Origin of the sequence: Corallococcus carmarthensis (genome assembly GCF_003611695.1) — a bacterium.
In the GTDB taxonomy this organism is placed as follows: Bacteria; Myxococcota; Myxococcia; order Myxococcales; family Myxococcaceae; genus Corallococcus; species Corallococcus carmarthensis.
On sequence record NZ_RAWE01000043.1, the window covers coordinates 38,752 to 58,474 of the forward strand.

Annotated in this window: 14 protein-coding genes; 6 read left to right on the plus strand and 8 right to left on the minus strand. The window is 70.7% G+C overall.

The annotated features are described in order from the left end of the window. Positions 1–75 precede the first annotated feature (75 nt). Both D7X32_RS14530 and D7X32_RS14535 read left to right on the plus strand, forming a co-directional pair. Positions 76–513 carry a DUF2383 domain-containing protein gene (locus D7X32_RS14530; RefSeq protein WP_120603138.1) on the plus strand — a complete coding sequence of 146 codons (438 nt, stop codon included), beginning with the start codon at positions 76–78 and terminating at the stop codon, positions 511–513. 167 nt (positions 514–680) lie between these two features. After that, complete coding sequence (locus D7X32_RS14535) at positions 681–1,520, plus strand: hypothetical protein (RefSeq protein WP_120603139.1); 840 nt, start codon at positions 681–683, stop codon at positions 1,518–1,520. 57 nt (positions 1,521–1,577) lie between these two features. Here D7X32_RS14535 and D7X32_RS14540 read toward each other — a convergent pair whose 3' ends face one another. The 3 genes from D7X32_RS14540 to D7X32_RS14550 all read right to left on the minus strand — a co-directional run bounded on the left by D7X32_RS14540 (position 1,578) and on the right by D7X32_RS14550 (position 5,264). Further along, the gene (locus D7X32_RS14540) at positions 1,578–2,672 is read right to left on the minus strand and encodes a hypothetical protein (RefSeq protein ID WP_120603140.1); all 1,095 of its coding nucleotides are present in this window, start codon (positions 2,670–2,672) and stop codon (positions 1,578–1,580) included. A gap of 10 nt (positions 2,673–2,682) precedes the next feature. Further along, positions 2,683–3,240: a DUF2378 family protein gene (locus D7X32_RS14545; RefSeq protein WP_120603141.1), complete on the minus strand. Its 558-nt coding sequence runs from the start codon at positions 3,238–3,240 to the stop codon at positions 2,683–2,685. Between the two features lie 134 nt (positions 3,241–3,374). Further along, positions 3,375–5,264 carry a M4 family metallopeptidase gene (locus tag D7X32_RS14550; RefSeq protein ID WP_120603150.1) on the minus strand — a complete coding sequence of 630 codons (1,890 nt, stop codon included), beginning with the start codon at positions 5,262–5,264 and terminating at the stop codon, positions 3,375–3,377. 260 nt (positions 5,265–5,524) lie between these two features. Here D7X32_RS14550 and purL point away from each other — a divergent pair, with 260 nt between their 5' ends. Continuing rightward, on the plus strand, positions 5,525–9,421 hold the full coding sequence (purL, locus tag D7X32_RS14555; RefSeq protein WP_120603142.1) for a phosphoribosylformylglycinamidine synthase: 3,897 nt from the start codon (positions 5,525–5,527) through the stop codon (positions 9,419–9,421). A 36-nt stretch (positions 9,422–9,457) separates the two neighbouring features. Here the strand turns inward: purL and D7X32_RS14560 are convergent, their stop codons facing one another. Further along, the gene (locus D7X32_RS14560; protein WP_120603151.1) at positions 9,458–11,353 is read right to left on the minus strand and encodes a glycoside hydrolase family 18 protein; all 1,896 of its coding nucleotides are present in this window, start codon (positions 11,351–11,353) and stop codon (positions 9,458–9,460) included. 358 nt (positions 11,354–11,711) lie between these two features. Between D7X32_RS14560 and D7X32_RS14565 the strand changes: the two genes are divergently transcribed. Further along, on the plus strand, positions 11,712–12,914 hold the full coding sequence (locus D7X32_RS14565) for a FadR/GntR family transcriptional regulator (protein WP_120603143.1): 1,203 nt from the start codon (positions 11,712–11,714) through the stop codon (positions 12,912–12,914). 73 nt (positions 12,915–12,987) lie between these two features. Here the strand turns inward: D7X32_RS14565 and msrB are convergent, their stop codons facing one another. After that, entirely contained in the window at positions 12,988–13,410 is a 423-nt protein-coding gene (gene msrB, locus D7X32_RS14570; protein WP_120581381.1) for a peptide-methionine (R)-S-oxide reductase MsrB, read from the minus strand. A gap of 215 nt (positions 13,411–13,625) precedes the next feature. Between msrB and D7X32_RS14575 the strand changes: the two genes are divergently transcribed. After that, the gene (locus tag D7X32_RS14575) at positions 13,626–14,045 is read left to right on the plus strand and encodes a CBS domain-containing protein (RefSeq protein WP_158625680.1); all 420 of its coding nucleotides are present in this window, start codon (positions 13,626–13,628) and stop codon (positions 14,043–14,045) included. A gap of 13 nt (positions 14,046–14,058) precedes the next feature. On the opposite strand, the gene D7X32_RS14580 is transcribed toward D7X32_RS14575, so the two are convergent. Next, complete coding sequence (locus D7X32_RS14580; protein ID WP_120603145.1) at positions 14,059–14,736, minus strand: TetR/AcrR family transcriptional regulator; 678 nt, start codon at positions 14,734–14,736, stop codon at positions 14,059–14,061. Positions 14,737–14,798: 62 nt separating this feature from the next. Here D7X32_RS14580 and D7X32_RS14585 point away from each other — a divergent pair, with 62 nt between their 5' ends. Then, positions 14,799–16,304, plus strand: coding sequence for an FAD-dependent monooxygenase (locus tag D7X32_RS14585; protein ID WP_120603146.1), 1,506 nt, complete (start codon positions 14,799–14,801; stop codon positions 16,302–16,304). 68 nt (positions 16,305–16,372) lie between these two features. Here D7X32_RS14585 and thrS read toward each other — a convergent pair whose 3' ends face one another. Beyond that, entirely contained in the window at positions 16,373–17,575 is a 1,203-nt protein-coding gene (gene thrS / locus D7X32_RS14590; RefSeq protein ID WP_120603147.1) for a threonine--tRNA ligase, read from the minus strand. Positions 17,576–17,829: 254 nt separating this feature from the next. Further along, positions 17,830–19,677: an OPT/YSL family transporter gene (locus tag D7X32_RS14595; RefSeq protein ID WP_120603148.1), complete on the minus strand. Its 1,848-nt coding sequence runs from the start codon at positions 19,675–19,677 to the stop codon at positions 17,830–17,832. Positions 19,678–19,723 lie beyond the last annotated feature (46 nt).

A 19,723-nucleotide genomic window follows, 5' to 3' on the forward strand; every position in this document is an offset into this window, starting at 1 on the left:
CGGGGCAATGAGGCACACCACCTTTGCGCCAGTCGATTCCATTCACCGGAATCCCGGAACCAAGGAGATGACGTCATGGCCAACACCGACATCGAGACGCTGAACTCCTTCCTGCGCGGTGAGCTGTCCGCCGTGGAGACCTACCGGCAGGCGAGCAAGCACATCAAGAGCGACATCGCCCGCACGGAAGTGGACGCCTGCCTCCATGATCACGAGGCCCGCGTGGACGCCCTCAAGGAGCGCATCGAAAAACTGGGCGGCAGCCCGTCAGAGAGCTCCGGCGTCTGGGGCGTCTTCGCCAAGGTGGTCCAGGGCGGGGCGGACCTGCTGGGTGAGAAGATCGCCATCGACGCGCTGGAGCAGGGCGAGGACCACGGCCTGGCGGACTACAACCGCGACGTGGGCAAGCTTCACGGCGAGGCGCGCAGCTTCGCGCGTCAGCAGCTCCTGCCGGCCCAGAAGCAGACGCATGACCGGCTCAGCCGGTTGAAGCACAATCCGAACCTGCACTGAGCGTATCGGATGCGCAGTGCCGGACATCACGAGGGGCCCATCCTGACTTTGGGGATGGGCGCCCTGTGACGCATCGCACGTCCCTGCATCCAGGTCTGGAGGCGGCAGGAGCCGTGCGATATTCGGAAGGACGGTTCTTCCACCGGCGAACGAGGGCGAAGAAGCGCATGGGGCGTGAGCACACGGTGCCGGGGCCGCGCGGGCCCGGGGCCGTCAGCGACAGCGAGGACGCGGCGGCACCGTCCGCCCGCATGCCCGGCGTGCGCGCCGAGGACGCCGCGCCGCCGTCCATTCCGTCCCCGACGACCGCCGACACCAGCTACGCCGCGGGCGCCCTGGGCACCGGCGTGGAGGTGCTCTTCACCACCTCCGAGCGCGCCCTGCAGTGGGCGTGGCGCGTGCTCCAGCTGGCGCGCGGCGTGGTGGAGGCCACGCCCCGGGGCGACGCCTTCATCCGCGAGGCCCGCGCGTGCGTGGTGGACTTCCTGGACCACATCCCGCCGCACGTGCGCCGCGGCGTGGAGGAGGTGCTCGTCTTCTGCAACCTGTGGCAGGCCGTGAGCGTGCGGCTGCGCCGCCGGGGCGGCTTCCCCGCGGGGGACGACGCGGCCTGGCGCCAGCTCTGCGAGGACGTGGAGCTGCTGCAGCGCGCCGCCCAGGCCCGGCTGGGCACCGCCGCGGCGCTGGAGCAGGGGCTGCTCAAGGACCTGGGCCACCTGCGCGCGCTGGCCCTGTCCTGCGGCGACAGCGCCAACGAAGTCACGGTGGGCATGGAGGTCTTCACCCGCTGCATCGCGGAGCTGATGGCCGTGGCCAGCGCCATGCGCCGCGCGTGGGAGGCCGCCGCCGGGGAACTGGCCGAGTCCGCCGCGTGGCTGCGCGCGGGCGACCCGGCCTTCAGCGCGTGGCTGGCGGAGCACCTGGTCGCCGCCGAGCCCGCGTGGGAGCGCACCCAGAAGGTCGCCCGCTGGCTGCGCGACGTGGGCGCCTTCGCGGGCCAGCCCTGACGCCGCGCGCCGAGCCCGGCGCCGAGCCCGGCGCCGAGCGGCGCCGAGCCTCGGGGCTCACGGCTCGATGAGGATGCGGTGCCGGTGCAGCTCCAGGAGAATGTCCGGATCCAGGTCCGCCTGCTTGTGGTCGCGCAGGTGCTGGCGGACGGCCTCCACGGGCTTCTGGCCGGTGAACTCCACCAGCAGCGCGTACGCCTCGCCGGGCAGCGCCACCGCGTCGTATTCGCTGTAGGAGCCCAGCGCGACGCTGCCGTCCTGCAGCCACTTCACCGTCGCGTCCGGGTTGAAGCGCAGCACGCGCGGCAGCGTGGGCGCGGTGGCCTGGGTGTGCAGCTTCTCCAGCACCTTCTCTTCGATGATGCCGTCCAGGCCCAGCATCCGCTCCAGTCCGTCCCGGGACACGGCGCGCACGGCGTCGTAGCAGGCGCGGTAGAAGTCCTTCTCCATCCCGGCGTACCCCTTCCAGAGCGCGGCGTACGCCTTCGCCGGGGGCGCCGCGTCGTCCAGGTCCTCCACGGACAGCGGGGCGGTGGCCACCTCCGCCTTGTCGCGCCCGTCCAGGAAGAACTCCGGCATGAGCTGGAGCAGCGCGTGCCGCGACAGCTGGTACTCCGCCAGCGTCAGGTACGTCTTGAGCGACATCCAGAACCGCTGCCCGTCCCGGCCCGCGACGTACTTGCAGAAGAACGTGGAGCAGACCGACTCGCGGTACGCCCAGATGGTGCAGCCTCCGGACTCCAGCGCGTAGTACGGGCAGCGCAGCGACGACGCCCGGCCGAAGAAGTGGTGCGCGTTCTTGTACAGGTGGTTGAACTTCGCTGGCGGCTTCACCCACTGCGGGCTCACGCCGATGCGGCTGTCGATCTTCGCTTCGACGCGCCGGCGCCCCTCCGCCATCTGGGGCGAGTCATCCGACAGCAGCGCGCCGACGAGGTAGTTGGGCAGGCGCGGCTGGTACGTGCAGCACTTGGTGTCCGGCCGGAACAGGTGGTCCACCCCGTCCACCGAGTCCACCGTGGCCTGCGCGGAGGCGCGGCTCATGGCGCAGTTGGAGCAGGTGGCCTTCTCTTCCGTGGGCGCCTCCTTCCGGAAGAAGGCCGGGAGGAGGTCCTGGTAGAGCGTGGGCAGCGTCGAAAGGATGGAAGACATGGGGGCGGTGTCAGGAGGCGCGGTCCGCCCACTCCAGGTGGTAGGTGGCGGACTCGGGCGAGTGGCGGGTGCGGTGCAGGGTGAGCTTCTGGACTCCCACGCGCAACATCCCTTCTTCCAGCACGCCCTCCACGAAGCCCTCCAGCGCCTGCGGTTCGTTGAACCACAGGTCCGCCTGTGACGGGCCCAGGACGGTGAGCCGCGTCTCCGTGTAGTTGTTGCCGCTGCGGAAGTTGTGCTGCATCCGTTCGAGCGAGCGCATGGGCCCCACCACGCGGGCCAGCGTGAGGACGGCGCCGCCCACCAGCGTCTGCGCGTAGCCCTCCACCATCCGCCGGCCCAGCATGCGCCGGCCGTCCTCCACCGGCCGGTCCGGGTGGAGCGTGCGGGCCGTGTCCTCCAGGCAGTCCACCCAGACGGCCAGCGGGTACGCGGCGAGCAGCGGGGCGTGCAGGTTCAGCCCGCGCGCGCGCAGCCGGTCCACCAGCTCGGGCGTCAGGGAGGGGGCCAGCACCTTGCGGTACAGGCTGTCCACGCTGCTGCTGAAGATGACGCGCTCGTCCCTCATGGCCCTCTGCCCTTACCGGAAGCCCCAACCGGCCCCGGGCGCGCATTCTTCGCCCAGGGCCCGGAAGGAGGCCAGCCCCCTGGCGCGCACCCTCACCGCGGGTACGCGCGGCGGAGGGCAGGCAGCCGGGTGCGTCAGTAGTGCACGGACAGGCTCACGCCGCTGTAGGCGCTGTAGCCCTTGAGCATGATCCACTGGCGGCCGGCGGTGGTTTGCGCCGCCAGGTTGCACGTCTCGTTGTTGCCTCCCAGGTAGGGACGGCAGTTGTAGACGCTGGTCGTGGGCGCTCCGCCGAAGCGCGTGTAGAGGTCCACGTCCCCGGTGCCGCTGGAGATGGACACCGTGGAGGCCGTGTTCGCGGGCACGTCGAAGCAGAAGTACTGCTGCGAAGCGGCCGCGCCGGAGAGCAGGGACACCGTGGTGTTGTTGGGCAGCAGGGTGCACGTGGGCGGCGGCGTCACGGCGCCCACGCCCACCGCCAGCCACGCCGCGTCCACCGCGTCCTGGATGGCGGTGCTGTAGCCCAGGCTCTGCGCCGCCACCCGCGTCGCCGTCTTGGCCGCCGCGAGGGTGGTGTTGGCGGTGAAGAGGTTCTGGTTGGCGTAGTGGAAGATCCGGGCAGCGGCTTGCACGCCGATGGCCGGCACGTTCACCGTCGACTTGCCGCGCGGGTGCAGGCCGCCGGTGGACAGCAGCTTGAAGGCCAGGTTGGGGATGCCGGAGCCATAGTGCACGTCCGTGCCGGCCGTGTATTGCGGGTAGTAGTCGAGCGAGCCACCGTCCAGCGCGGGGTCGTTCATATAGCGCAGGGCGTCCCCGGGCGTGCTGGGGGTCCAGGCCGTTTCACCAATCTGCCAGGTGGCGGCCGCGGTGCTCCAGGTGCCTGACGCCCAGCTGGTGCAGGTGGCGGCGAAGACATCCGACAGGGACTCGTTGAGCGCGCCAGACTCGCCGCTGTAGATGAGGTTGGACGAATACTCCGTGACCGCGTGCGTGTACTCATGCACGACGATGTCCGGGTCCCCGCATGGCGGTCCGAACTGGGGCAGGGTGCCGTCGCCGCACACCAGCGTCGAGCCGTCGAAGTACGCGTTCGCGTAGCTGGTGCCGTAGTGCACCCGCGCGGACAGCTGGGCGCCCGCGCCGTTGTACGAATCGAGCCCGAAGTTCTGCTGGAGGCAGTCGTAGAAGAGGCCCAGGTTGTCGTACGTCTTGTCGATGCCCGTGTCGCCCGTGGGCAGCTGACCCTCCAGCCGGCACCAGCCGTTGGTGGCGCCGCCCACCGAACAGACCTTGCGGTTGCGCGCGGCGTGGATCTCCGGCGTGCGCAGCACCTCCTGTCCATCCGCCGCGCTCACGTAGACGCGGTCGCGCAGCGGCATGCCGTCCGTGTCGTGGCCGGACACCACCACCTCGAAGGCGCGGACCAGGGCCGCCTCTTGCACCGGGCGGACGAACACCTCACGGAGTGTCTCCACCGTGCCGCCAGGAGCCGACGCGAGCACCGCCTCGCGCGCGGCCTCCGGGCTGATGCGGGCGGGGGCCGGCAGGGGCTCGCCGTCGCGCGCGGTGCCGTTCACCGCGTACACCTGTCCCCGCGCGTCCAGGTGGATGATCAGCTCCTCGTTCACCACCGGCAGGCCGCCCTTGGTCTGCGCGTAGCGCACGTGCGTGTGGCCCAACTCGTCCCGCTGGATGCGCTGGGGCACCACGTCCTTCGCCGTCAGCCGGAAGGCGGGCAGCACGCGCAGCAGGGTGGGCTCCAGGAGCGCGTGCGCCTGCCAGGCGCTGGCGCCCGGGATGGGCCGGCCCGCCGTGCCCAGCGAGCCCTGGATGAACTGGGGGACGCCATCCGCGTGCACCCCCAGCACCTCCGCGCCGGGCAGCGCGCCCAGCGCCGCCTGCAGGTCGCCCAGCCGGGCCCCGGCCGGAGACGAAGGCGCCTCGGCTTCGGGACCTCCCGCGCCACAGGCGGACAGCGTGAACGTCAGGCCGGCGAGGAGCCAGCGGGTCTTGCGCGTCATGGACATGCCCCCAAGTGCAACGAAACGAGTCTGTGAAGCCTCGCAAGCAAATCATGGAGCACTGACTGTCAGGTGAATTCTCGGAAGACTGGGAGTGTTGGGAGGGAGGCCGAGGACGGAGGAGGGCACACGTCGGCGGCGGTTCACCCACCTGGGTGCTGTGCGGGCGTCCGGCCACGAAGTCCGGCCGTTGTGACGCGGGGCGCGGTGATAAGGACGGCCCCGCTGTTACCTCCCGTCACCCGTTCGCAAGGACCTTCATGCTCACGCTGCGCGGGGCTCCGGCCCTCTCCGAATTCAGGCTCGCCAAGCTGCTCGTCCGTTGCCGGGAGCGGGTGCCGACGGTGGCCACCCTCTACTCGGAGTTCGTGCACCTCGCGGACACGTCGGCGCCGCTGACGCAGGACGAGGCGGAGCGGCTGGGGCGCCTCTTGGAGTACGGCCCCCACACGGCGAAGCGCGAGCGCACCGGCACGCTGCTGCTGGTGGTGCCGCGTCCGGGCACGGTGTCGCCGTGGGCCTCCAAGGCGACGGACATCGCGCACCACTGCGGCCTCACGCAGGTGCGCCGCATGGAGCGCGGCATCGCGTTCTTCCTCACCGGCCCCGGCGGCCGGCCGCTGGACGCGAACGATGCGGAGGGCGTGCAGGCGGTGCTCCACGACCGCATGACGCAGGCGGTGCTGCCCCGGCTGGAGGACGCGGAGGTCCTCTTCCGCACGGATGCGCCCCGGCCGCTCACGCGCGTGGACGTGCTGGGCGGAGGCCGCGCGGCGCTGGCGAAGGCCAACGGCGAGCTGGGCCTGGCGCTGGCGGAGGACGAAATCGACTACCTGGTGGAGCGCTTCACGGAGCTCGGGCGCAACCCCACCGACGTGGAGTTGATGATGTTCGCGCAGGCGAACAGCGAGCACTGCCGCCATAAAATCTTCAACGCGTCGTGGACGGTGGATGGCAAGCCGCGCGAGCGCTCGCTGTTCCAGGCCATCAAGAACACCTTCGCCCAGAGCCCGGGCGGCGTGCTGTCCGCGTACAAGGACAACGCCGCCGTCATCGAGGGCTTCGAGGTGGAGCGCTTCTTCCCCCAGGGCGAAGCGCGCGAGTGGGGCACGGTGCGCGAGCCGGCCCACATCATGATGAAGGTGGAGACGCACAACCATCCCACGGCCATCTCGCCGTACCCGGGCGCGGCCACGGGCGCGGGCGGTGAAATCCGCGACGAGGGCGCCACCGGGCGCGGCGCGAAGCCCAAGGCGGGGCTCACGGGCTTCTCCGTCAGCCACCTGCGCCTGCCGGACTTCGCGCGGCCGTGGGAGGTGCCCTACGGCAAGCCGGACCGCATCGTGTCCGCGCTGGACATCATGGTGGACGGGCCGCTGGGCGGCGCGGCGTTCAACAACGAGTTTGGCCGGCCCAACCTCACCGGCTACTTCCGCAGCTTCGAGCAGCACGTGCCCACGCCGGAGGGCGTGGAGGTGCGCGGCTACCACAAGCCCATCATGCTGGCGGGCGGCCTGGGCAACATCCGCGCGGACCACGTGAAGAAGGCCCCGCTGCGCGCGGGCGACAAGCTCATCGTGCTGGGCGGCCCGGCGATGCTCATCGGCCTGGGCGGCGGCGCGGCGTCGTCCATGGCGCAGGGCGCGAGCGCGGCGGACCTCGACTTCGCCTCCGTGCAGCGTGACAACGCGGAGATGGAGCGCCGCTGCCAGGAGGTCATCGACCAGTGCTGGATGCTGGGCGACAAGAACCCCGTGCGCTCCATCCACGACGTGGGTGCGGGAGGCCTGTCCAACGCGCTGCCGGAGCTGGCGCACGACAACGAACTGGGCGGACGCCTGGAGCTGCGCGAAGTGCCCAACGACGAGCCGGGCATGTCGCCGGTGGAAATCTGGTGCAACGAGGCGCAGGAGCGCTACGTGCTGGGCGTGGCGCCGGAGGACCTGGCCCGCTTCGCCGCGCTGTGCGAGCGCGAGCGCGCCCCCTTCTCCGTGCTGGGCGAGGCCACCGCGGAGCAGGTGCTCACGCTCTCGGACCGCGAGCTGGGGGACACGCCCATCGCGCTGCCCATGGACGTCCTCTTCGGCAAGGCGCCGCGCATGCACCGCGAGGGCGTGTCGCGCCCCCTGGAGCATGCGCCGCTGAGCATCCCGGGTGACTTGAAGGCCGTGGCGCACGCGGTGCTGTCGCACCCGACGGTGGCGGACAAGTCGTTCCTCATCACCATTGGCGACCGCTCCGTGGGCGGCCACACCGCGCGCGACCAGATGGTGGGCCCGTGGCAGGTGCCGGTGGCGGACTGCGCGGTGACGCTGTCCTCGCTGATGTCCGACACGGGCGAGGCCATGGCGCTGGGCGAGCGCACGCCGGTGGCGCTGGTGGACGCGGCGGCCTCCGCGCGCATGGCGGTGGGCGAGGCGCTCACCAACCTGGCGGCGGCGCGCATCCAGAAGCTGTCGGACGTGAAGCTGTCCGCGAACTGGATGGCGGCGGCGGGCAGCCCCGGCGAGGACGCGAACCTCTACGCGGCGGTGCACGCGGTGGGCATGGAGCTGTGCCCCGCGCTGGGAATCGCCATCCCGGTGGGCAAGGACTCCATGTCCATGCGCACGCAGTGGCAGGAGGACGGCCAGAAGAAGGCGGTGACGGCGCCCCTGTCGCTCATCATCACCGCGTTCGCGCCGGTGCTGGACGCGCGCGTGACGCTGACGCCGCAGCCGGTGGACGTGGCGGGGGACACGCGCCTGCTGCTCCTGGACGTGGCGAAGGGCCGGCAGCGGCTGGGCGCGTCCGTGCTGGCGCAGGTGCACCAGCAGGTGGGCCCGGAGTGCCCGGACGCGGACGACGCGGCGGCGCTGAAGGGCTTCTTCGGCGCGGTGCAGGAACTCCACGCGGCGGGCATGCTGCTCGCGTACCACGACCGCTCCGACGGCGGCCTCTGGGCCACGCTCGCGGAGATGGCCTTCGCGGGCCACTGCGGCCTGGACGTGGACGTGGCCCCGCTGGGCGGCGACGCCGTGGCGGCCCTCTTCAACGAGGAGCTGGGCGCGGTGGTGCAGGTGCGCGCGTCCGACGTGGCGCGCGTGCGTGAAGTCCTCTCCCGTCACGGCCTGGGCGCGCACGTCCACGAACTGGGGCGGCCCACGTCCGCGCAGGTGGTGCGCGTGCGGCACGGGGGCAAGGAGTTGCTCGCGGAGGACACGGTGGCTCTCAAGCGCACCTGGTCGCGCGTGAGCTACGAAATCCAGAAGCTGCGCGACAACCCCACCTGCGCGGAGGAGGAGTACGCCGCGAAGTGCGACGCGCAAGACCCGGGCCTGTCGCCGGTGCTCACCTTCGACCCGAAGGTGGACGTGGCGGCGCCGTACATCGCCAAGGGGGCCCGGCCTCGCGTGGCGGTGCTGCGCGAGCAGGGCGTCAACAGCCAGCAGGAGATGGCGGCGGCGTTCACCCGCGCGGGCTTCACCGCGGTGGACGTGCACATGAGCGACCTGCTGTCGGGCCGCGTGTCGCTGAAGGACTTCCACGGCGTGATGGCCTGCGGCGGCTTCAGCTACGGCGACGTGCTGGGCGCGGGCGGCGGTTGGGCCAAATCCATCCTCTTCAACCCGCGCACGCGCGACGCCTTCTCCGAGTTCTTCGGGCGGCCGGACAGCTTCGGCCTGGGCGCGTGCAACGGGTGCCAGATGTTCGCGCAGCTGCGCGAGCTCATCCCCGGCGCGGATGCGTGGCCGCGCTTCGTGCGCAACGCCTCCGAGCAGTTCGAGGCCCGCCTGGGCACGGTGGAGATCGCCCCGTCGCCGTCGCTCTTCTACAAGGGCATGGAGGGCAGCCGGATGCTCATCGTCGTGTCGCACGGCGAGGGGCGGGCTGAGTTCGCCAACGCGGAGGCCGCCGCGCGCTTCAACACCTCCGGGCTGGTGACGACGCGCTGGGTGGACAACCGGGGCCAGGTGGCGGCGAAGTACCCGGCCAACCCCAACGGCTCGCCGCACGGCATCGCGGGGCTCACCACGAAGGACGGGCGCTTCACCATCACCATGCCGCACCCGGAGCGCGTGCACCGCACCGTGCAGCACTCCTGGCACCCGGCGGAGTGGGGCGAGGAAGGCCCCTGGATGCGCATGTTCCGCAACGCCCGCGTCACCCTGGGCTGACGCGCGTTCGCGGAGACAAGGCCTTCCTCCTCGCCGCTACGGGAGGAAGGCCGCCTTCACCGCGTCCAGCAGCGGGTTGGCGCCAGTCTCCGCGTCGGTGCAGCCCTGGTTGAGCGTCCAGATGATGGTGCCGCCGTAGCCCTCCTGCTTCACGAAGGCGCCCTTGGCGGCAATGGCCTGCGGGCTGTCGTAGGAGATCCACGTCACCGAGCCATCCTCCACCCGCTTGTCCTTGGCGAACGTCACGTAGCTGGCCTGGGCCTTCTCATCCCACTGGTACGTCCCCTGCTTCGAGTAGCGGAGGATCTTCTTGTAGGTGAACGAGTTGTCCCCGCCCACGTAGTCGGACCAGTTCGTGAAGGGTTGGTAGGGGCCGGTGATGTGGCGCCACGCGAGGCCGTAGAAGGGGATGCCGATGCCCAGCTTCGCCTTGGGGATGCCCGCCTTCACCCACAGGTCCAGGCTGGACGCGATGGACGTGGGGTGCAGCCCCTGCTCGCCCTTGAGCGCGGACGTGTGCCAGGACTTCCAGCCGTCCCACGCGCCAATCATCTCGTAGGACATCAGGTTCATCTGGTCGAAGTGCGTCGCCAGCTCCGCGAACCAGGGGTCTGCGTCGGTGGGGAAGTTGGTGTTGATCCAATGGAGGGGGAAGGTGAGGAGCATCTTCGGACGCGCCTCGCGAAGGGCCTTCACCAGGGCCAGCAGCTTGGGCCGGTCCTCCTTCTCCACGGGCTCCCAGTCCAGGTCCAACCCGTCGTAGCCGAAGTCGTCCATCGCCTTGAGCAGCGAGCGGACGAACTTCGCGCGGTTCACGTCGGACGCCGCGCCCACCCAGCCGTCGTGCTCACCGGAGCCGCCCACCATGATGAGCGCCTTGCGGCCCGCGGCGTGCGCGCGCTTCGACAGCGTGCGGGCGATCTCCGGCCCCCGGTCGTTGTCGAACTTCGTGCTCAGCGTGCCGTCCGCTTTCGGCGTGACTCGGCCCACGAGGATGTGCGTGAGCGCGCTGAAGTCCACCTTCTCCGGCGGATAGTCGTCCGCGTTCCAGCCCGTGTAGTAGCCCGACACCCACTTGCCGCCCTGTCCCGGAGTGCCCTTCACGGCCGGGGATGCGCCCACCACCACGCTGGCCACGGCAAGTCGGGTCGGCTCCGCCTTGCTCCGGGCCATCACCCTGTACGTGCCCGGCTTGCGGGGCGCGGTGTAGACGCCGGTGGGGCTGACGGTGCCCCGCTCGTTGCCGGGCTCCACGCTCCAGGTCACCTCCGTGTCCGCGCTGTTCGTCACGGTGGCGCGGAAGGTGTGCGTAGCGCCAGGAGCCAGGAAGACCGCGGATGTCTCCAGCGTGAGGCTCACCGGCCTGGGGCCCTGCTCGATGCCGATGTCGTCGAAGAAGAGGGGTGGGAGCGTCTTGCCGCTGTCCTCCTGGAGCCACAGGCCGGTGATGCGCGTGCGGCCTTCGGGCAGCAGCTTCGCCAGCGGCACGCGGCAGGTCGTCCACTTCCGGGCCGGGATGGCGCCGCCCTCGCAGGTGGTGCCCAGGGGCACGCCCACGGGCTGCTCGGAACCGATGACGACGCGCGCACGTACCGGCGCGTTCGCGCCGTCCTTCCCGCCGTTCACCTTCAGCACCAGCGTGTCATCCGGTGACACATCGAAGCCCGGGTGGCCGAAGTACAGCGCCTCCCACGGCCCCAGCGTCACGGAGATGGCGTGGCTGCCCGTGGCCCCTTGGATGGTGGCGCTCATCGCGTGCGCACCAGCCCACGTCAGGTCTTCCCAGGGTGGGGCCAGCCGGTCCTGATAGAGCCAGGTCAGCACCCGGGTCGACGTGGGCAGTGCGGCCTTCGGGGGCGGAGCCCCCTGGGAAGCACCACCCAGCAAGAGCGCGGTGAGCAGCACTCGGAGTCCAGCCGGAGGTCGTCGCATGGCTTCCATCCTCGCAGAGGAGGGGAGGCTCGTCCTTCCTCGAGAGACTCAGTTGGCCGGCCGCAGGCGTCCGTCACCCAATCCTGCGATCCGAAGTGCTCCGCGAGGACACGCGCCGCGCGGAGCGCAGGGATGGGCCGCGCCGGTGCTTGAGCGGACGAGGCCAATACGGGCCCACGGATAGAGGCGCGCTGCCGGGGGCGACTGGCTCCAAACCTGTCCGACAGTCGGACAGGTTTGCGCGGTCCGGGGTCCGGGGCCGTACTGCCTTGGCGAGCGAGGAGGTCAGGTGGCCTGCGCGCCCATGTCAGACCCCCGTGGTTTGGTGGCGAAGGCTTGGGCGAGAAGGGGGACGGGGATGGTGCGGGTAGGGCTCGTGGCGTACGTGGAGGAGCAGCTCGAGCGGGATATTTGGCGGGGGAGGCTGCCCAGGAGCGGGCAGTTGGGCTCGGAAAAGGTGCTGGCGCGCAATTACGGGGTGAGCCGGGGCACGGTGCGCGAGGCGCTGCGGCGGCTGGCTGCGCGGGGCCTGGTGGTGCAGCGCTCAGGGCGCAAGACGCGCGCGGTGTCGTTGGATGAATCACTGACGCTGGAGAACCTGGGCCTGGCGCTGCATGACGAGCGCTCCGAGGAGTGCCGGCGGCTTTTGGAGGGCTTCTTTTGCCTCAAGCGGCAGGTGCTGGTGGAGTTGCTGGCCGACTGCTGCGAGAGGGCCTCCTCGGTGGACCTGCGCCTGCTGGAGGACGCCTGCTTCAGGCTGTGGGACGCGGCGAAATGGCACCCTGGAGCGCGCTGCGCGCAGTTGGAATTCGAGTTGCTGCGGCTTGCGGCCCGGGTGGCGGAGCGTCCAGGGCACCTGCTCCTCATTCAGTCGCTACAGCGGGCTTTACGGGGCAACGCGGTCCGGCTGCTGTCCTTCATGGGCGGCGAGTCGCTGCGCCAGTGGGCCACCTGCGCCATGAATGCCCTGAGCGAGCGCGACACGCAGGCGCTCCAGCTCCAACTGCCGGCGCTGCTGAAGGCATGCGATGCGCGCATGCTGGACGACTTCGCACCCGCTCCCCAGGAGCATGCGTCTCTCGAGGCCCCGTGCGCCCAGGAGGGCCTCCTCGGCGACTCCACGTCCGCCACCGGGCAGGACGATGCGTTGGAAGCACGGCCCTTCGTTGAGGAGTGTGGCCCAGACGGCCTCGCTCCAGCCGCCGAGGCACTCGGGGTTGCACCCGTTCCTCATGCGCAGCTCCTCCCCGTAGAGCCCGACAGCGCGGCGCTGCTGTCTCAAGCCACTCTGGGGCTCAACCCCAGTGAGCCCGGTGGGGAGTGCACTGGCGGGGCGGTGACGGGCACTGCCTTGGGCGACCTGTTCGACCATCGAACAGGTCGGGACGCTTCGTCTCCGGAAGGGGACCTCCGGCGTGAGTCTCCACCCTCCCGTGGACACCCCTGTGGGGCAGGGGGCTCGGAGGGCGGGCCGCTCCACCACTCGCAGGACCCGACTCCACCCACCACCAAACCGGTGAGCCGCGCGCCTCTGGATCCTGCAGGGCCCACCACCACCTGATGATGGACCTCGGCAGCCTCCACCCGAGCCTCGCTTCCGCGCTGGCTGGGGCAGCGGACTCCTGACGACCTGCTCAGGCCCGGACCAGCTCGATGGGGCTGCCTTCGGGGACGTGCTTCATCGCCACGGAGTTCATGCAGTAGCGCAGCCCCGTGGGCGGTGGGCCGTCCGGGAACACGTGGCCCAGGTGGCCATCGCAGCGCGCGCAGCGGACCTCGGTGCGGATCATCCCGTGCGACACGTCGCGGATCTCCGTCACGGAGTCCTCCGACAGCGTCTGGGTGAAGGACGGCCAGCCGGTGCCGGACTCGAACTTCGTCCCGGCCTTGAACAGCGGGTTGTTGCAGCCCGCGCACACGTAGGTGCCCGGCGTCTTGGTGCCGAGGAAACAGCCCGACCCCGGGTACTCGGTGCCGTGCTGACGCAGCACCTGGAACTCCTCGGGGGTGAGACGCTTGCGCCACTCTTCGTTGGAAAGATTGAGCTTGTCCGCCATGGGTCCTCCTCCACGTTTCGGGCCTGGAGCCCGGAGCACGGCCTTGGATGCACCGCCGGCCTTTGCGTCGCACCCTATACCAGGGAGGCAGTCAGGGGGCTGACACCCCGGCCCTGCTGCTCCCGGCACGGCGGGCCTTGCGGCGCGGGGCTTGGAGGCCGGTGCGCCAGTTGTACTTCTCCAGGACGCGGTGCGCGCCACGAGGAGGCAGGCCGATGCGGATTTCGGAACTGATGCACAGGGACGTGAAGACCATCGACGCGGATGACTGCCTGCGCTCCGCCGCCGAGCGGCTGAACACCTCCAGCCTGGGGGCGCTGCCCGTCATGGAGCACGGCCAGCTGGTGGGCCTGCTCACCGACTCGGAGCTCTCCCTGTGCTCCACCGTCCACGGACACGACCCCGACGTCACCACCGTGCGGGAGGCGATGACGGCGCCACTCGTCACCTGCTCGGAGGATGAACCGCTGGAGGCCGGTGAGCGCTTGATGGAGGAGCATCACCTGAACCGGCTGGTGGTCGTGGACGCGGACCACCACGCGGTGGGCCTCCTCCGCCTGGACGATGTCTCCTCCGAGCCCCTCACGCTGCTGCGGCCCGGCGAGCCGCTGGAACACCTGAGCCTCTATTCCTGAGCCGCCGGCGCGCTCACGCGTAGGGGCTGCCGCGGGCCGCGGCGCTGGCGGCGGTGAAGCCGTGGTCAAGCAGCTCCAGGAACACCTCGGGGGAGATGGCGGCACGGGCCGACCGCTGGCGGTGCAGGGCATCACGGAAGGCCACGCGCCAGGCACCCACCAGCAGCGCGGCGACCAGCCGCGCGATCGGGTCGCCTTCCGGGGCGCCGGCGCTGGCGGCGAGCATCCGGCCCAGATCCCGCTCCAACTCCTCGGATATCTCGCGCGTCCGGGCCCGGAGCGCGGGGCTGTCGGCCACGACCTTCCAGAAGCCCGCGATGCCAGGGGTCATCTTCACGAATCCGTGGCGTTGCTCGACCAGCTCGTGCGCCAGCGCCCGCAGCGCCGCCACCGGTGAGCGGCGACCCCGGCTGTCCAGTGCGTCGCGCAAGAGCTGCTGCACATCGTCGCTCCGGTCGAAGAAGAGGTCCTCCTTGCGGGGGAAGTAGTTGAACACCGTCATCTTCGAAACGTTCGCCGCGGCGGCCACGTCGTCGACGGTGACGTGCTCGAAGCCGCGCTCGGTGAAGAGCTTCGTGGCGATGTTCGAGATGAGCTGGCGCGTCTCTCGCTTCTTGCGTTCGCGCAGTCCGTCGGGTTTGGCGCTCGGCGCACGCTGTCGTCCTTCGCGCTGGCGGTCGGTCTCGGGCATGTGAGAATCATATGCTGGGTCTTAATTTGTACTCGGTATAAAATTGTGACAGGTTCACCGGCATGGAACAGCGCGGAGTCGATGTGGTGGTGGTAGGGGCGGGGCCCACGGGCCTGCTGCTGGCGAGCGAGCTGGCACTCGGTGGGGTGCGGGTGGTGGTGCTCGAGCGGCGCAGCGAGCCTGATTCAGTCCTCAAGGCAGGTGGCATCGGGGCGGTGGCCAGCGAGGCGCTCGAGCGGCGGGGACTGGGCCCGGCGCTCAACGCGGAGGAGACCGCCGCGTTCGAGGTGATGAAGGCGATGGCGAGGTCATTGGGGACGCAGGACAGCCCACAGGCAGGTGGGGCTCGTCGTGGTGGTGGCCACTTCGCCGGGCTGTCCCTGATCGACCAGACCCTGCAACGCGAGCCCGGCCGGAGGTCGCGCGCGGTCCCGCAGGCCGCGCTCGAGCGCATCCTGGGCGAGCACGTGCGTGCGCTCGGGGTCGAGGTGTGGCGTGGGCATACCGTCGAATCGTTCGAGGACACCGGCGAGCGTGTATCGGTCGAGGCACGGGGCCCCGGCGGTCCGCGGTCGCTCGAGGCGGCGTTCCTGGTGGGCTGCGACGGCGGCCGGAGCACGGTGCGCAAGCAGGCCGGTTTCGACTTCCCCGGCACGGCTCCGACCCTCACCGGCCACCAGGCCCTCGTCGAGATCGATCACCCCGAGCGGCTCCTCCCACTCGGCTGGCGGCGCACGGGTGGAGGGATGATGTCCTATGGCCCGATACCCGGACGCGTGGCCGTGTTGGAGTTTGACGGACCGCCGGCCGATCGCGAGGCCCCCGTGACGGCCACCGAGGTCGAGCAGAGCCTGCGGCGCGTCAGCGGGGCGGACGTGCGCATCACGGCCCTGCACTCGGCGACGCGCTTCAGCGACCACGCGCGGCAGGCGTCGAGCTACCAGCGGGGGCGTGTGCTGCTGGCTGGCGATGCCGCCCACGTCCACTCGCCCTTCGGCGGACAGGGGCTGAACCTCGGCCTGCTCGACGCGGTCAACCTCGGCTGGAAGCTGGCCGCCACGGTGCAGGGGCGCGCTCCTGACAGCCTTCTCGCTACTTACACTTCCGAGCGCCACCCGGTGGCGGCACGCGTGCTCGACAACACCCGTGCCCAGCTCGCGCTCATGCGCCCCGACCCCCAGACGACCGCGATGCGTCAGATCGTGGCCGAGCTGCTGACCACCTACGCCGACGTCAATCGCCACTTCGGCGAGATGATCAGTGGCGTCACGACGCGCTACGACCTCGGTGATGATGATCCGCTCGTCGGGCACTTCATCGCCGACGCCGAGCTGACGGTCGATGGGGAGGGCACGCGCCTGTACTCGCTGATGCGCGATGGCCGCGGGCTGCTCGTCGATGGCGACGGCGCGGCATCCGAGCAAGGCGCCGCGTGGACGTCACGGCTTCGAGTGGTGAACGCTCCCGGGGCGCGCTCGATGCTGGTCCGCCCCGATGGCTGCATCGCGTGGGCCGGGCGCGAAGGCGGGCTGCGCCCCGCGCTCGAGCGCTGGTTCCCGGCCCCCTGACGGTTCATGGCCGGGCTCCACCGCGAGGCCGGGATGCGAGAAGGCTGCCCGCACCCCGGCCCCCTTTTTCAGCCCGCGACGGCTGGCTGGCACGCGGCGGACAGCCACGCCACGGCGTCATCCCAGGGCAGGTCGCGCTGGGAGCCGTCGCGCTGGCGCAGGCGCACGCCCTTCGACTCCACCTCGCGGCCACCCACCACCGCGAGGAACGGCACTCCGTCCTCGTGCGAGCCCAGGACCTTCTTGGACAGCGACTCGTCCCGAACGTCCGCCCGCGCGCGGCAGCCGGCCAGCCTCAGCCGTGCCGCCAGCGCCTCCGCGTACGCGGAGGCCCCCGCGCCCACGGAGGCCACCACCACCTGTTCGGGCGCGAGCCACGCCGGTAGCGCGCCCCCGTGGTGCTCCAGCAGCATGCCGATGAAGCGCTCCAGGCTGCCGAACAGCGCGCGGTGAAGCATCACCGGGCGCAGGCGCTCTCCGGACGCGCCGACGTAGTGCAGGTCGAAGCGCTCCGGCAGCACCAGGTCCAGCTGGATCGTGCCGCACTGCCACGCACGGCCCAGCCGGTCCTTCAGCACGAACTCCAGCTTGGGCCCGTAGAAGGCGCCCTGGCCGGGCTGGTCCTCGTACTGGAGGCCCGCCTGCTTCGCCGCGGACTGGAGCCACGCCTCCGCCTGGTCCCACAGCGCGTCACTGCCGGCACGCATCGCCGGACGGCTGGAGAAGGCCACCTGCACGTCGTCGAAGCCGAAGCCCGCGTAGAACGCCTTGAGCGAGCGCACGAAGCGGACCACTTCCGCCTCCACCTGCTCCGCCGCGCAGAAGATGTGGCCGTCGTCCTGCGTGAACTGGCGCAGGCGGAACAGCCCGTGCAGCGCGCCGCTGGGCTCGCTGCGGTGCACCAGCCCGAACTCCCCCAGGCGCAGGGGCAGGTCGCGGTGGCTGGGCGCCATGCGCTGCACGAGCTGGATGTGGCCAGGGCAGCTCACCGGCTTGAGGGCCAGGTGCCGGTCGCCTTCCGGCATGCAGAACATGTTCTCGCGGAAGTTCTCCCAGTGGCCGCTCTGCTCCCACAGCGGCTGGGAGCACAGCTGCGGCGTACGGACTTCGCGGTAGCCCTCTTCGCTCATGCGCTGGCGGACATGGTCCTCCAGCAGCCGGTACAGCATCAGTCCGCGCGGGTGCCAGAACACCATGCCCGGGGCCTCCTCCTGCAGGTGGAAGAGGTCCAGGCGCTGGCCCAGCGCGCGGTGGTCGTGTTCGTCGAGCATTGTCGTCTCCGTGTGTCGGTCGGGTTGAAGCTGCCGGGGCCGGACACGGGGCGTGTGAGGTTGCACGGTCGCCCCGGCCGGAACTCGGCGGGGCGGGAAACCGTGCGCTCGTCAGGCCACCGACACGCGCACAGAACCCACGCCCGCCGAAGCGGTGGTGGTCGTGGTCGCGGTGGTGTTGATGACGAGGTTCACGGGACAAGAAGTGCTCCCGGATGCACGGAAAGTCAAGCCGTGCTCCGGAGCGCGGTGCTTCAGCCCAGCAGGGCCAGCAGGCCGGCGAGGCCCACGAAGAGGTAGAAGAGCGACTCGCCCGCGATGAGGCCGCCGCCCACCAGGGACATGGTGCTCATGTCCTCTGGCAGCACCGCCTCCCCGGGCGCGGGCTCCCTCCGGTAACGCTTGGAGACGGTGTTGAAGGCGGACGTGAGGATGCCGCCCAGGCCGAACCAGATGGTGGCGGGCAGCGCGATGAAGCCGCCGAACGCGGTCGCGTAGGGGCTGGCCAGCACCAGCGAGTCCATCACCCAGCCCACGCCGAACCCCGTGCGCGAACCCTGCACGTAGCGCAGGTACGCCGGATGCCGGCGGACGACCTTGCGGATGACCTCCAGCGTGAAGCCGATGGACAGGCCCACGAGCAGCGCCGTCACCTTGTGCGCGGACAGCGTGCCCAGGTCGCGGATGGCGCCCACGAACTTGTACGTCATCGCGGAGCCCCACTGGCCCACCTTCACGTCCGGGTGGTCCAGCTGGTTCACGGACAGCACCGGGTAGGCGCCCATGAACACGCGCGCCAGCACCACGCACAGCACCGCGCCCATGAAGATGCCCAGCACCTGGTAGCGGAACTGCACCACGCGGTTGGTGCCCAGGCGCCACCCGGTGGAGCGGTCCTGCTGCATGTCGCAGCCCACCGACGTGGAGATGAGCAGGATGGAGGACGCCATCAGCCCCACCAGCGGATCCTTCAAGCCCAACAGCGACATCAGCAGCACCGACATCACGAAGGCGCTGGAGATGGGGTTGTTGTCGCTGATGCCGTAGGCGATGCCGTTGATGAGCACGAACAGCAGCGACAGCGCGAGCCCGAAGATGATGAAGCCCGCGGGCTGGTGCAGCACCTGCGTGGCCACGACGACGACGGCCGCGCCCCAGCCCACCACCCAGGCGATGAGCCGGGGCACGTTGACCTTCTTCCACGCGGGCTCGGTGTCCGCCGGGGCCTGCGCGCGGCCCCGGATGCGGTCCACCGCCTGCACCGCGAGCAGCGCCAGGTCCACCAGCGCCGCGCCGCAGATCATGGCCAGGGAGATGAGGAAGCCGATCTTCCGGTACGGATCATTGGGTCCCAGCCACCCGATGCTCCGCAGGGACGGCGTGATGGCGTAGCCCACGATGCCCATGAGCATGGCGGGCACGGTGATGCGGCTGCCCACCACCATGCCGGCGCCCACCGTGGAGCTGCTGATGCTCAGCGCGCCAATGGCGGCCACCTTCTCCGTGAGCCACGCGGCCAGGATGCCCAGGCCGGTGCCGCCGCCCAGCTTCGCGATGGAGGCCTTGAGCAGGCGCTTGTCCGTGAGCGCGCGCAGGATGTTGGCCACCGCGTAGCCAGACGGGTAGTCCAGCTGGAGCCGGTCCACCAGCAGCGGCGTGTAGAGCATGCCCACGCCCACGCCGAACATGCCCACGCACCCGACGAAGAGCATCAGCTGCCACGCGGGCGGCTGGGGCATGCCCAGCCACACCATGGATTGGATGAGCACGGACATGGCGCACAGCGAGGCCACCGACGCGGCCATCGTCTGCATGTAGTTGGCGCCGTGCTTGCCCTCCGCGCCGTAGCCGTAGGTGACGACGCTGCCGAGGATGCCGGAGAGCACCTGGCTGGCGACGAAGAAGCCCAGGCTGAAGTTCATGTACGACGCGGCCACGCCGCCCAGCGGGCCCAGGAAGAGGATGGCCACGGACGCGAGCAGCAGGTGGTACTTCCACGTGCCCACCGCGGGCAGGAAGCGGAAGCGCGGCGCGACGGCTTCGGGCACGGAGGACAGGGGAGCGGAAGGCTCCGGCGGGAGCGGCTCGGCGGGGTGGGCCATGGGCTGGCTCTTATACACATCTGACGCTGCCGACGACTAGTCGAGT